The sequence below is a fragment of the Leisingera aquaemixtae genome (genome assembly GCF_001458395.1).
Taxonomy (GTDB): domain Bacteria; phylum Pseudomonadota; class Alphaproteobacteria; order Rhodobacterales; family Rhodobacteraceae; genus Leisingera; species Leisingera aquaemixtae.
Genome location: NZ_CYSR01000030.1, coordinates 489,972 through 502,477 on the forward strand (window position 1 = coordinate 489,972; position 12,506 = coordinate 502,477).

The 12,506-nt window shown below is 64.5% G+C and carries 13 protein-coding genes; 2 read left to right on the forward strand and 11 right to left on the reverse strand.

Annotated elements, in window-relative coordinates; genetic code table 11:
- Positions 1 to 46: 46 nt before the first annotated feature.
- From ccmB to yajC, 7 genes are all read right to left on the reverse strand, one after another.
- The gene (gene ccmB / locus PHA8399_RS15960) at positions 47 to 703 is read right to left on the reverse strand and encodes a heme exporter protein CcmB (protein WP_058287090.1); all 657 of its coding nucleotides are present in this window, start codon (positions 701 to 703) and stop codon (positions 47 to 49) included.
- Complete coding sequence (gene ccmA / locus PHA8399_RS15965; RefSeq protein WP_058287091.1) at positions 700 to 1,314, reverse strand: heme ABC exporter ATP-binding protein CcmA; 615 nt, start codon at positions 1,312 to 1,314, stop codon at positions 700 to 702. Before ccmA ends, ccmB begins: the two co-directional genes overlap by 4 nt.
- An 88-nt stretch (positions 1,315 to 1,402) precedes the next feature.
- Positions 1,403 to 1,756, reverse strand: coding sequence for an Mth938-like domain-containing protein (locus tag PHA8399_RS15970; protein ID WP_058287092.1), 354 nt, complete (start codon positions 1,754 to 1,756; stop codon positions 1,403 to 1,405).
- 11 nt (positions 1,757 to 1,767) lie between these two features.
- A complete protein-coding gene (locus tag PHA8399_RS15975) occupies positions 1,768 to 2,520 on the reverse strand; it encodes a TSUP family transporter (protein WP_058287093.1) in 753 nt (250 codons plus the stop codon).
- Complete coding sequence (gene secF / locus PHA8399_RS15980; protein WP_058287094.1) at positions 2,513 to 3,481, reverse strand: protein translocase subunit SecF; 969 nt, start codon at positions 3,479 to 3,481, stop codon at positions 2,513 to 2,515. Before secF ends, PHA8399_RS15975 begins: the two co-directional genes overlap by 8 nt.
- 1 nt (position 3,482) lies before the next feature.
- The gene (gene secD, locus PHA8399_RS15985) at positions 3,483 to 5,144 is read right to left on the reverse strand and encodes a protein translocase subunit SecD (RefSeq protein ID WP_058287095.1); all 1,662 of its coding nucleotides are present in this window, start codon (positions 5,142 to 5,144) and stop codon (positions 3,483 to 3,485) included.
- Positions 5,145 to 5,177: 33 nt separating this feature from the next.
- The gene (gene yajC, locus PHA8399_RS15990; protein ID WP_058287096.1) at positions 5,178 to 5,462 is read right to left on the reverse strand and encodes a preprotein translocase subunit YajC; all 285 of its coding nucleotides are present in this window, start codon (positions 5,460 to 5,462) and stop codon (positions 5,178 to 5,180) included.
- 311 nt (positions 5,463 to 5,773) lie between these two features.
- Between yajC and PHA8399_RS16000 the strand changes: the two genes are divergently transcribed.
- A complete protein-coding gene (locus tag PHA8399_RS16000; protein ID WP_058287098.1) occupies positions 5,774 to 6,190 on the forward strand; it encodes an SET domain-containing protein in 417 nt (138 codons plus the stop codon).
- Between the two features lie 170 nt (positions 6,191 to 6,360).
- Positions 6,361 to 7,653, forward strand: a complete 1,293-nt coding sequence (gene serS / locus PHA8399_RS16005; RefSeq protein ID WP_058287099.1) for a serine--tRNA ligase — start codon at positions 6,361 to 6,363, stop codon at positions 7,651 to 7,653.
- A 72-nt stretch (positions 7,654 to 7,725) separates the two neighbouring features.
- Here the strand turns inward: serS and PHA8399_RS16010 are convergent, their stop codons facing one another.
- From PHA8399_RS16010 to PHA8399_RS16025, 4 genes are all read right to left on the reverse strand, one after another.
- Positions 7,726 to 8,289, reverse strand: coding sequence for a helix-hairpin-helix domain-containing protein (locus PHA8399_RS16010; protein ID WP_058287100.1), 564 nt, complete (start codon positions 8,287 to 8,289; stop codon positions 7,726 to 7,728).
- A gap of 69 nt (positions 8,290 to 8,358) precedes the next feature.
- Positions 8,359 to 9,312: a fatty acid desaturase gene (locus PHA8399_RS16015; RefSeq protein ID WP_058287290.1), complete on the reverse strand. Its 954-nt coding sequence runs from the start codon at positions 9,310 to 9,312 to the stop codon at positions 8,359 to 8,361.
- A 312-nt stretch (positions 9,313 to 9,624) separates the two neighbouring features.
- Positions 9,625 to 11,088 (reverse strand): ribosome biogenesis GTPase Der, encoded by a 1,464-nt coding sequence (der, locus tag PHA8399_RS16020; RefSeq protein ID WP_058287101.1) that lies wholly within the window; start codon positions 11,086 to 11,088, stop codon positions 9,625 to 9,627.
- A 72-nt stretch (positions 11,089 to 11,160) separates the two neighbouring features.
- Positions 11,161 to 12,483, reverse strand: coding sequence for a PQQ-like beta-propeller repeat protein (locus tag PHA8399_RS16025; protein WP_058287102.1), 1,323 nt, complete (start codon positions 12,481 to 12,483; stop codon positions 11,161 to 11,163).
- Positions 12,484 to 12,506 lie beyond the last annotated feature (23 nt).

Consider the following 12,506-nt stretch of genomic DNA (forward strand, 5'->3'; position numbering starts at 1 on the left):
GATGGCTATTTAGCTCTTGTTCTCGGGTTTCTCAATTGGCTGGCCCCTAGCGCAAATTGACGCGCAGGACGGCAGCACTGGCAAAGGGCAGCAAGGCGATGGAAGCGGCGGAGATCCCGGCCAGCAGCAGTAGCGGCGTCTGCACCGCCATGCCCTCGGCGCCGCGGCGGGCCACCTCCGAGCCGAAAATCAGCGTCGGCACATAGAGCGGCATCACCAAGAGGGACATCAGCAGGCCCCCCCGTTTCAGCCCCACCGTCAGCGCGGCGCCGAAGGTGCCGATGACGGACAGCGCAGGCGTGCCCAGCAGCAGGGAGATCACCAGCCATTGAAAGCCGGCGGCCGGCAGATTCAGCAAGACGCCGAGCACCGGCGCGGCCATCACCAGCGGCAGCCCGGTGGTGATCCAATGGGCCAGCGCCTTGATCGTGACGGTGCTTTCCAGCGGCAGCGGTGCGGTGGCCAGAAGGTCGAGCGAGCCGTCCTCCCAATCCAGCGCCAAGAGCCGGTCGAGCGACAACAGGCAGGCGAGAAGCGCCCCCAGCCACAGCACGCCGGGCGCGATACGGGCCAGCAGTTCGGACTGCGGGCCGACGGAGAACGGAACCATCACGGTCACGATCAGAAAGAACGCAAGGCCCAGGCCAAAGCCGCCGCCCGCACGCAGGGCAAGCTTGAGATCCCGCAGGAGAAGCGCAATCACAAGAAGTCTCCGTCAAAGTCGTCGATCTCCGGCGGCTTGGCCTTGTAGGGGCCGACGTCCAGCACCTCTGCCTCCAGCCCCAGATCGATGTGGGTGGCAATCAGCGCCGAACCGCCCTGCCCCAGATGCGCCCGCACCGCATTTGCGAACATCGCGACCGAGGCCGTGTCGAGGCTTACCGTCGGTTCATCCATGATCCAGACCGGGCGGCCCGTGACCAGCATCCGGCTGAGGCCCAGGCGGCGTTTCTGTCCAGCCGACAGCGCACCGGCTTGCCGGTCGCGCAGGGTTTGAAGGTCGAACCCGTCCAGCGCCTGTTCAATGCCATTGCGGCCAAAGACACTGGCCCAGAAAGTCAGGTTCTCTGCCACCGTCAGCGTCGGCTTCAGCCCGTCGGAATGGGCGGCATAGGCGATCTGGTCCTCAGCGCCCTCAACCTGCCCCCGCAGCGGGGGTTGCAGGCCTGCGACGGTGCGCAGCAGCGTGGTCTTGCCGATGCCGTTGGGGCCGCGCAGGATCAGCGCCTTGCCGGAAGCCAAGGAAAAACTCAGCCCCTCCAGCACCGGGATACCTCCGCGGGCCACGCTCAGATCCGTCACAGTTAATGTCATGAAGCCCGCTTATCCCATTGTGCCCGCGCATGAAAAGACCATTTAGCCGCGGCCCGCTTTGCGGCAGGTCAAAAGACTCTGCACAAAATCAGACCGGCAGCGCCGCCATGGCGATCCGCCGGCCCTCTGACAGCAGAACATTGTAGGTGCGGCACGCGGCAGGCGAATTCATGATCTCCACCCCCAGACCGGCCTGCTCCAGCGCGACGCGCAGCTCCGCCGGGATATGGGCGATCTCTTCGCCTGTGCCGATGAACAGCACGTCGATCTCCCCGGCCAGCGCCAGCAGCGGCTCTGCATCACCCAGCCCGCCCCAGGCCGCGGTGCCGGCCGCCGATGTCAGAACCGCCCCCTGATGCACCTGCCCGCCGATGCGGAAGAACCCCGCGCCATAGCCGTCAATCGGCTGCGCGTCGCTATAGCTCACTTCATTCAGGCGCATACGCGGTCCTTTCAGTCAAATACAGGGAGGCTGGATACCACGGCCAGCCCGATCACGGAATAGGAGGCAAAGCGGTAGAGCTTCTCCAATCCGGGATCGAACAGCGCCTTTCCGGTGAGCGTGGTGATCACGTAAGGCACGCCGAGGAGGCAGGCCAGGATCACCGCCTTGAGGCTAGCCATGCCGCCAAAGATCAGGTTGGCAGCGATCACCACGTCAAGCGCCGCAAGGAACACGATGGTATTGGCCCGGACCCGCGCCACGTCGCGCACATTGGCCAAGTAAAAGACGATGATCACCGGCCCGGTCAGCCCCGTCATGCCGCCGACCACGCCCGCCGCGCCGCCGATGGCAAACCGTCCCGGCCAGCCCAGCCGCCCCTGCCAGCGCCAGCCGGAGATCACCGCGGCCAGCGTCACGCCGATGACCGCGGCTGCCAGCCAGCGCAGCGTCAGCGGATCAAGTTGCGACATGACCCACAGCCCGGCCGGAACCGTGACCGCCGCCGCCATTGCCAGCGCGCCGACCTCTGCCTTGTCAGCCGTGCTCCAGGCCTGCGGGAACAGGGTGATGGTGGAAAACACCCCCATCAGCACCATCAGAAACACGACATCCGCCGCGGGCAGGAACTGCGCGCCGACAGGGACAAAGATCATCGCGGTGCCAAAACCAGTGAAGCCGCGGACAAGACCCGCGGCTCCAATAGTCAGGAACAGCCAGAACAGCCCCGGTGTGTCCAGGGCTGCCTGAAAGGCCTCAAGCATCGATGTTCGAAAACTGGTTGCCGGTGGTGTTCGCCTGCTTCGACCAGTCGCGCTTCACCCCCAGTTTCAGCAGGATGGTGGAGGCCACGAACACGGACGAATAGGTCCCGACCAGCACCCCCCAGATCATCGCAAAGACAAAGCCGCGGATCACGTCGCCGCCCAGCACGTACAGCGAGATCAGCGCCAGCAGCGTGGTGACAGAGGTCATCACCGTCCGGCTGAGCGTCTCGTTGATCGAGATGTTCAGAACTTCGGCCAGATCCTTCTGCTTGTAACGGCGCAGGTTCTCGCGCACCCGGTCGAACACAACCACGGTGTCGTTCAGCGAGTAACCGACGATGGTCAGCAGGGCGGCAATGATCGCCAGGTCGAAGCGGATCTGCAGTTCCGAAAACACGCCGATGGTCAGCACCACGTCATGCACCAGTGCCGCCACCGCACCGAGGGCAAACTGCCACTCGAACCGCAGCCAGATGTAGACCAGCACCGCCGCAATCGCCAAAGCGACCGCAATCACCGCCGTGGTGATCAGCTCGCCCGAGACCTTGGGACCGACGGATTCAACCGAGACAAATTTGATGCCCGGCGCCACGGCGTCCAGCGCGGTTTTCAGCGTTTCGATCATCTCGCCGGAGATCGCCTCGCCGTCGTCCTGTGCTTGAATGCGGATCATGGCAACGTGCTGGTCTTCCTCGAACGACGGGTCGAACACCTCGGTGATCGACACATCGCCCAGCTCATGCACCGCCAGCGCGTCGCGGTAGGCGCCGACATCCACAACTTCGGATGCCTCGGTGCGGATGGTGGTGCCGCCGCGGAAGTCGATGCCGAAGTTCAGCCCCTGCCACAGGAAGGAGGCCATCGCCACCACCATCATCAGGGCAGAAATGCCCAGCCACAGCTTGGCGCGTTTGAAGAAATCGAAAGAGGTTTCCTGGGGAACAAGTCTCAGCCGCATATCACACCTCAATCGTTTTCGGACGGCGCCGTTCAAACCACATGACGATCATCAGGCGGGTGACAAAGATCGCGGTGAAAACCGAGGTCAGGATGCCCAAGCCAAGGGTGATCGCAAAGCCGCGCACCGGGCCGGAGCCGATGGCGAACAGGATCACCGCAGTGATGAAAGTGGTGATGTTGGCGTCGAGAATGGCGCTCAGCGCCTTGGAGTAGCCTTCGTCGATGGCCTTGGCCGGGCCGCGGCCCGATTTCAGCTCCTCGCGGATACGTTCGAAGATCAGCACGTTGGCGTCCACCGCCATACCGACCGTCAGCACGATGCCGGCGATGCCCGGCAGCGTCAGGGTGCCGCCGATCAGGCTGAGCATGCCGAAGATCAGCGCAATGTTCAGGATCAGCGCCACATTGGCAAACAGGCCGAACAGGCCATAGCTGAGGCCCATGAACACCAGCACCGCGACAAAGGCCACGATGGTGGCAATCTTGCCGGCATCGATGCTGTCCTGGCCCAGCTCGGGGCCGATGGTGCGCTCTTCCAGGAATTCCAGCCCGGCAGGCAGCGCGCCTGCGCGCAGCAGCACGGCCAGATTGGTGCTTTCCTCGATGGTGAAGTTGCCGGTGATGATGCCGGAGCCGCCGGGGATGTGCGACTGGATCACCGGGGCAGAGACCACCTCGTCATCCAGCACGATCGCAAAGGGCGAGCCGATGTTTTCGGCGGTGTAGTCGCCAAAGCGGCGCGCGCCGGAGGTGTTGAAGCGGAATGTCACCGCAGGCCGGCCGTTCTGGTCATAGGAGGGCTGGGCATCCACCAGGTCCTCACCGGTCACAACCGCTGCGGCTTCGATGGTGTAATAGGCGCCTTCCTCATCCAGTGACGGGATCACCTTGTTGCCCATGCCGGGGGCAGCGTCGGGATCGCTGCCGCGGCCCACAACCGGGTTGAAGGTCAGCTGCGCGGTGGTGCCGATGATTTCCTTCAGTTCCGACGCGGACCCGATGCCGGGAACCTGGATCAGGATCCGGTCGGCGCCCTGGCGCTGGATGGTCGGCTCGCGGGTGCCCACCTCGTCGATGCGGCGGCGCACGATTTCCAGGGACTGGCGCACGGTGCGGTCGTCGGAGGCAATCTTTTCCTCCTCACTCAGGCGCACCACCAGGATGTCGCCCTGAGCCGAGACCTCGATGTCGTTGGCGCCGACGCCGGTCAGCGTGGTGATCGGGTTGGCAAGGCCGCGCACGATTTCCAGAGCGCGGGCCATGCCATCGGGTTTGGAGAGCTTCAGGCGAATCTCATCCGCAGGCCCCGGCTGGCGGCGGAAGGTGCCGACGGTATCACGCTCCGGCCGCAGCGCATCGCGCACCTCCGGCCACAGCGCATCCATGCGCGCCTCATAGACGTCCTCAACCTGCACTTCGGCCAGCAGATGCGCGCCGCCCCGCAGGTCAAGGCCCAGGTTCACCAGACCCGACGGCAGGAACGACGGCCACTGGCCCGCCGTTTCCAGCCGCTCCGGCGTTTCGCCCTTGGCGATGATATCGGCGGCCGCGTCGTTGGACTGTTCGACGCGGGTGTAAAACCCGTTTGGCAGGGCAAGCATCAATCCAGCTGCGCACACCAGCCAGATCAGCACCCTCTTCCAGAGATCAATTTGCAGCATTGCCCTGCCTTTTCAGATGGTTGCAAGGGGCGCTTAAGCTGCCGGCTCGGTCTTGTTCAGAACCTGGGCAATGGTCGCCTTGACCACGCGCACCTTGACGCCCTCGGCGATTTCCACCTCGATCTCGCCGTCTTCCTTGACCTTGGCCACCTTGCCGATCACGCCGCCCTGGGTCACCACCTGGTCACCGCGGCGCAGGCCGTCCACCATCGCCTGATGCTGTTTCATCTTCTTCTGCTGCGGGCGGATCAGCAGGAAGTACATGATCGCGAAGATCAGGATAAGCGGGAGAAATTGGCCGATTGCGCCAGCGTCCATGGGATATTCCTTCTGTCAAAGCGGCAAGGTGTTCATGCCGGAAATTTGCAGCGGAACCTATGCGCTGGACCGGGGGTTTGCAAGGGAACGCTGCAGCCCCGCAGGGGCGGAGTGCAGGCCACGGCGGCACCGGCTCCGGCAGGTGGCGCAAGAAAGCGTCAACAGACACCGCCGGAACGCGGATTTCGATTGCAAAACAGCGTGATTCGGCGCTTTGCTTTCCCGTGCGCAAGCCGCCAGGCGCGGGGCTTTGCCCCCCTCTTTCCGGTCCGGATGGCGGCCCGGCCATTCCTGAAAGAAGGAACAGGCGCATGATGATGGTGCGCTGCTATCTCGCCCCCTCAGCCATCGAAGGTCTGGGCGTTTTCTGCCATGACAACATCACCAAGGGCGACATTGTCTGGCGTTACGACAGGATGCTCGACACCACCTTCCCCGAGAGCAAGCTGGACAATGTCGAACCGCACATGAAGGAGTTCCTTGAACGCTACTGCTTCCCGGATCCTTGCCGCCCGGGCTACCTGATCCTGCAATGCGACGAAGGGCGTTTCCTGAACCACTCCATGTACCCGAACCTCGATTTTTCCGACGGGGTATGGGGCCGGGCGCTGGCCAATGTTCCGGCCGGCACGGAACTGACTTTCGACTATGCCGACTTCCTGACCGGAGAGATCCGCATGCAGCCGCCGCGGCATCACGTGCATATGCTGCCGATGGCCGCGGAATGAGCAAAATGAGGCCGGGTCCAGCACCCGGCCTTAGCAATTCCGCAGCCACCGGGCTGTGACCGAATAACCCGCTTGCAGACAGACCGCACGCCCCCCTTCCCCTTTGTTCACCCTTGCGTCATAGGATGGGCCTACTGATTCAATTGTTTGCAACGCTAGGAGAGACTCTCATGCATGACATCCGCGCTATCCGCGAAAATCCTGCCGCTTTCGACGCCGCTGTGGCGCGGCGCGGGGATGCGGGCGTGTCATCCGAGATCCTGGCGCTGGACGAGGCGCGCCGGGCCAAGATCCTGGCGGCGGAAACCGCGCAAGCTGAGCAGAACAAGGCCTCCAAGGAAGTCGGAGCTGCCAAGGGCCGCGGCGATGAGGCCGAATTCGAACGCCTGCGCGCGCTGGTGGCCGAAAAGAAGGCCGAAGTGGCCGCCATGAACACCGAGGCCAAGGAACTGGACCAGCAGCTCAATGATATGCTGATGACCATTCCGAACCTGCCTTTCGACGATGTGCCGCTGGGCGAGGACGAAGACGACAACGTCGAAATCCGCCGCTGGGGTGAGCCGAAGGCGCTGGAGTTCGAGGCCAAGGAGCATTTCGAGATCGAAGGCGTGAAGCCGGGCATGGATTTCGAGGTTGCGGCCAAGCTGTCGGGCAGCCGGTTTGTGGTGCTCTCCGGTGCGGTGGCCCGCATCCACCGGGCGCTGGCGCAGTTCATGATCAACACCCATGTGGACGAAAACGGCCTGACCGAGACCTGGACCCCGGTGCTGGTGCGCGAAGAGATGATGTACGGCACCGGCCAGTTGCCCAAGTTCGGCGAGGACAGCTACAAGACCACTGACGGCTGGTGGCTGGTCCCGACGGCAGAGGTCACGCTGACCAATATCGTCAACGGTCTGGTGGTCGAAGAAGGCTACCTGCCGCGCCGCTATGTGGCCCACACCCAGTGCTTCCGTTCCGAGGCGGGTTCGGCCGGCAAGGACACTGCCGGCATGCTGCGCCAGCACCAGTTCGAGAAGGTCGAAATGGTCTCTGTCACCCATCCGGACAAGAGCGTTGAGGAGCATGAGCGCATGACCCGCTGCGCCGAGGACATCCTGGAGCGTCTGGGCCTGCCCTACCGCACCATTGTCCTGTGCACCGGCGACATGGGCTTTGGCGCCCGCAAGACCCACGACATCGAGGTCTGGGTGCCCGGGCAGAACACCTACCGCGAGATCTCCTCGGTCTCGGTCTGCGGCGATTTCCAGGCCCGCCGGATGAATGCGCGCTTCAAGCCCGCGGATGGCGGCAAGCCGCAGTTCGTGCACACGCTGAACGGCTCCGGTCTGGCCGTCGGGCGCTGTCTGATTGCGGTGCTGGAAAACGGCCAGCAGGCCGATGGCTCGGTCAAGCTGCCCGAGGTTCTGGTGCCCTACCTTGGCGGCAAGCTGACCCTGAGCGCCGAGGGGCAGCTGGTCTGACCCAACCCAGCCACAAACAAGAAAACCGGCGCCATCTGGCGCCGGTTTTTATTTGAGATCAAAGGCCAGACGTTACTTCTTCGCCTTCTTCTTTTTCTTCTCGCCGGTCTTCCCCTCCAGGATCGCCTGCGCCTTGGCCTTCTCCTTTTCGATGGCCTTCTTGGCCTTGGCCTTCATCTTCTTGGCCTTCAGCTTGGCCTTGATTTTCGCGGCCGCAAATTCCTCCGACAGATTGGCGGCCTTGCGCTTGGCCTTGGCGGCCTTGGCCTTGGCTTTTGCCGCCTTCTCCTCCGCTGCCTTGCGGGCCGCTTCGGCTTCGGCAAGCTTTCTGTCCATCTCTTCCTGCGACGGCTGCGCCTGAGAGGCCTCCGCCTGGCCGCCGCCCGTGCCGGAGGCAGCATTGCCGTTCACCGGCTTGACGGCGGCAGCCTGACCCGGGCGGTCCTCCGCTCCGGTGTCCGCAGCTTCGCTGGCCAAGGCCGTCAGCGCTGCCGCGCGGCTTGCTCCGATACCCGGGATGCCGCGCAGGCCGGCGTCATCCATCCCGGCCAGGTCTTCGACCGAACGCACGCCATGGTCCTGCAGCACCTTGGCCAGCGCCGGCCCGACCCCGCGCAGCTTGTGAATTGGTGTCATGCCTGATCTATTCCCTTCTGTTCATCGCTATATCTTTAATATCCCGGTGCAGGGATCGCCCGGCTCCGCCTAGGCAGGAAAGGGCACGAGGCATTTTTTGTCTTCATCCCAAAGCTTTAGCGTCAAAGCCCGCACCGCTTCCGGGAACTTGATCCGGCGCAGCCCCAGCTCTGGCGGCAGGCTGTAATGGCACTGCCGCAGCCGGTAGGACGGGATGCGCGCATTGTAATGGTGGATGTCATGCAGGGTGATATTCGCCACCGCCATGTCGAAAAACCAGCCGAAATCCAAGCAGGAAGACCCCTGCAGCGCCGCCACCTGCGGGTTCAGGTCCGGGCGGCGGTCCCAGTAGGTGTCCTCGAAATTGTGCTGAAGATAGACCAGGAACACCCCGATCATGCCGCCAAGGAAGGAAAACACCAGCCAGATCCAGATGCCGGTCATCCCCGCCGCCCAATAAAGCAGCGCCAGCATCGCCACGATCACCAGATTGTGCAGGACCACGCCCCAAACCCCGAACCGCACGGTGTTCTTGGGCCAGCGGTAGCGGATGAAATAGGTGAAGGCAGAACCCAGCGGCACCAGCACAAACGGGTTGCGGTAGAGCCGGTAGCCCAGCCGCTCCCAAAACCCGGCCGCCTTCCACTCCCGCACGGTCATGGTGTGGATTTCCCCGGTTTCGCGGTGCTCCAGGTTGCCGATGTTGGAATGGTGCAGGTTGTGGTTCTGCTTCATCACCTCAAAAGGCGCAAAGGTGAAGGGCGACAGCACATGGCCCGCGATCTCATTCTGCAGGCGTGTCTCAAACAGCGAATGGTGCCCGGTGTCATGCTGCAGCACGTAAAGCCGCACCGCGGCAAAGGCGAAAACCGCCCCGGCAGGCAGCATGACATACCAGCGGTCCGCATGGGCGACGGCCAGATACAGCGACAGGAAATAGACTGCAAATGTCCCGAAATAGCTGAGCGATGCCAGACGGTTGTCCTTTTCGGTGAACTTGCGCGTGTGTGCCCTCAGATCCATAAATTCACCCATAAATGCGCGATGTGACAGGCATGCGAACAAAGGCGCAGCCCGCCCAAGATTAAACTGAGATAATCCCGGCCATTCCAAAAGCAAGACGGCCGCGTCCAGACGCCTCAACCCTAAGGATAACACTCTGCCGCGCGTGATGAAACAGGCCCGTTGCGGACAGCGCTGCACGGCAGAGCCCCGCCGAAGCCGCGGCGGGCGCAACGAAAAAGCGCCGCCCGTCAGGGCGGCGCCGGGCCCAACGGGCCAAGGTATTCTGTGAATGCCGCGAGGCCGGGCGGGAGCCGTCCCGCGCTTGCCGCGTCAGCTGCCGCGCTTGTTCAGGTGCTTGGCCAGGGCTCCGGCGTTCTTGGCGCGCTTGCCTTTATAGGGGTTCTTGTCCCCCTGCCCGCGCATATAGAGGCGGATCGGCGTTCCCGGCATGTCGAAATCTTCGCGCAAGCCATTGACCAGATAGCGGGTATAGCTTTCCGGCAGCTTGTCGGGATGCGAGCACATCACCACAAACCCCGGCGGGCGGCTCTTGGCCTGGGTCATGTAGCGCAGCTTGATCCGCTTGCCTTGGGGCGCTGGCGGCGGGTGCTGCTCCAGCATGCCAACCAGCCAGCGGTTCAGCGCCGCGGTCGGCACCCGGCGGTTCCAGGTGGCATAGGCGCGCATGATCGCATCATGCAGCCGGTCCAGCCCCTTGCCGGTCTTGGCCGACACGGTCACCAGCGGTGCGCCGCGCAGCTGCGGCAGCAGGCGGCCGAAGGCTTCCTTGAGGTCGCGCAGCTTGTCCTGCTTGTGCTCTTCGGCGTCCCATTTGTTGACCGCCACCACAACCGCGCGCCCTTCGCGCTCGGCCAGGTCGGCAATCCGCAGGTCCTGCTGTTCAAACGGGATGCTGGCGTCCAGCAGCACCACCACGACCTCGGCGAACTTCACCGCGCGCAGGCCGTCAGAGACCGAGAGCTTTTCCAGCTTCTCCTGCACCTTGGCCTTCTTGCGCATGCCGGCGGTGTCGAACACCCGCATCGGCACGCCGTTCCAGTTGATCTTGAGCGAGATCGCATCGCGGGTGATCCCGGCCTCAGGCCCGGTCAGCAGCCGCTCCTCGCCCAGGATCTTGTTGATCAGGGTCGATTTGCCCGCATTCGGGCGGCCCACCACGGCGACCTGAAGCGGCTTGGCGTCGGTCGGAACCGGAACCACCTCTTCCTCGTCCTCGCCGATCTCTTCATAGAGCTCGACATCGGTGTCCGGCGAATGATCCACGGCCTCCGCCTCGAACTTCTCCGCCAGCGGCTGCAGGATGCCGTAAAGGTCCGGCATCCCCTCGCCGTGCTCGCCCGACAGCCGCAGCGGCTCGCCCAGGCCCAGGCCATAGGCCTCCAGCACACCCGCCTCGGCGGCGTTGCCCTCGGCCTTGTTCGCGGCCAGGATCACATGCGCGGACTTGCGGCGCAGGATGTCGGCGAAAACCTCGTCGGTCGGCGTCACCCCGGTGCGGGCGTCGATCATGAACAGGCAAATGTCGGCCATATCCACCGCCCGCTCCGTCAGGCGGCGCATGCGGCCCTCCAGCGAGTTGTCGGTGGCGTCTTCCAGACCGGCGGTGTCGATCACGGTAAAGCGCAGATCCCCCAGCCGCGCCTCGCCCTCGCGCAGGTCGCGCGTCACACCCGGCTGGTCGTCGACCAGGGCCAGCTTCTTGCCCACAAGGCGGTTGAACAGGGTGGACTTGCCCACATTGGGACGGCCCACGATGGCGAGGGTAAAAGACATCAGACCAGCTTTCTGCGATTCAGACGCGGCTCATAGCGCATTCGCGCGGCATCCGCCACCCGCAAACACGGATCAGCGGTATGCCAGCAATTCACCGTTGGAGGAAACCACATAGAGCGTGCGCCCCGCAACCACCGGCGCGGTGGTGGCGCCGCCCGGCACCTCAACGGTCCGGGTCAGGCTGCCGTTCACCGGGTTGAAGAACCGCAGCAGACCGTCATTGGAGGCCAGCACGATCTGCCCGCCCGCCAGAACCGGGCCGTGATGCACATAGATTTTGCCGCGCTTGCCCGGCTTGTCCTTCACGAAACCCGGGAGGTCCACGGCCCAGATCACCTCGCCTGTGCCCGCGTCCAGGCGCAGCAGCTGGTTGAGATCGCTCACCTGGAACAGGCTGCCGCCCGCGGGCCAGGCGGGACCGGACGCGCCTTCACGCGCGGTCCACAGACGGTCGCCGGTGTCAAGGTCGATGGCAACGGTGCGGCCCGAGTTGTTGCCTGCATAGAGACGCTTGCCCGCAACCACCGGCGCGCCGGTCACATCGCTGATCCGCGACAGCGTCTGGCCAACGCGCTGGCCGGCCACCGACGCGCTCCAGCGGCGCAGGCCGCCGCGGCGGAAGGTGGCGATCAGATCGCCCGAGCCAAAGGCAAAGATGGCAAGATCATTGGTGACAACGGGCGCCGGCGCGCCCAGGACGTTGGCGGCTGAGGGCGAGGCCTCGATCTGCCAGGCGATGCGGCCATCCTTGGTGTTGACCGCCCAGCCGGTGTCGTCGCCCGCCACCAGGTAGACCAGCCCGCCGCTGACCCGCGGCTGGCCGGAGCCGGTGGCCCCCAGTTCCTGCCGCCAGATCAGGCCGCCGTTAGCGGCGTTCAGCGCCGTCAGCACCCCGAAGCCGGAGGAGACATACAAGACACCGTTGTCATAGGCCAAACCGCCGCCTGTCGCCTGACCTTCATCATCCGCCGCCGGGATCAGTTCGCTTTGCCACAGCACTTGGCCTTGCGGCGAAACCGCGGACACCTGTGCCCCGCTGTCCAGGGTGTAGATGCGGCCGCCGCCGACCACCGGCGTCGCGGTGATGCGCTGGCGGCGGCTGTCGCCTTCACCGATCCGGGCAGACCAGATGCGCTGCGGCGCGGCAGAGAGGGCCGGATGCGCGGTGCGGCCCGCCTCGGCGCCATGGCCCTGGGCCCACTCCGCATTGGCGGCCTGCGCAGGCAGCGAAATGGGACGGGCCTGGTTCACCACCTCCACGGCAGCGCCGGGCCGGATATCCTCGCGCTCGCCGCGCAGAATGATTTCCTCTTCCCCGCAGGCGGCCAGCACGGCCAAAGCTGCGGTTGTGCACAGAAGACCCCGTGCCCGGGAGAAAGTCTTGGTTATTGTCATTGCCCTGCCCTGTCTGCCGTAGT

Coding starts and splice junctions, on each gene's coding strand:
- ccmA (WP_058287091.1), bottom strand. CDS start 1,314: ATGACATTAACTGTGACGGATCTGAGCGTGGCCCGCGGAGGTATCCCG.
- PHA8399_RS15970 (WP_058287092.1), bottom strand. CDS start 1,756: ATGCGCCTGAATGAAGTGAGCTATAGCGACGCGCAGCCGATTGACGGC.
- PHA8399_RS15975 (WP_058287093.1), bottom strand. CDS start 2,520: ATGCTTGAGGCCTTTCAGGCAGCCCTGGACACACCGGGGCTGTTCTGG.
- secF (WP_058287094.1), bottom strand. CDS start 3,481: ATGCGGCTGAGACTTGTTCCCCAGGAAACCTCTTTCGATTTCTTCAAA.
- secD (WP_058287095.1), bottom strand. CDS start 5,144: ATGCTGCAAATTGATCTCTGGAAGAGGGTGCTGATCTGGCTGGTGTGC.
- yajC (WP_058287096.1), bottom strand. CDS start 5,462: ATGGACGCTGGCGCAATCGGCCAATTTCTCCCGCTTATCCTGATCTTC.
- PHA8399_RS16000 (WP_058287098.1), top strand. CDS start 5,774: ATGATGATGGTGCGCTGCTATCTCGCCCCCTCAGCCATCGAAGGTCTG.
- serS (WP_058287099.1), top strand. CDS start 6,361: ATGCATGACATCCGCGCTATCCGCGAAAATCCTGCCGCTTTCGACGCC.
- PHA8399_RS16010 (WP_058287100.1), bottom strand. CDS start 8,289: ATGACACCAATTCACAAGCTGCGCGGGGTCGGGCCGGCGCTGGCCAAG.
- PHA8399_RS16015 (WP_058287290.1), bottom strand. CDS start 9,312: ATGGATCTGAGGGCACACACGCGCAAGTTCACCGAAAAGGACAACCGT.
- der (WP_058287101.1), bottom strand. CDS start 11,088: ATGTCTTTTACCCTCGCCATCGTGGGCCGTCCCAATGTGGGCAAGTCC.
- PHA8399_RS16025 (WP_058287102.1), bottom strand. CDS start 12,483: ATGACAATAACCAAGACTTTCTCCCGGGCACGGGGTCTTCTGTGCACA.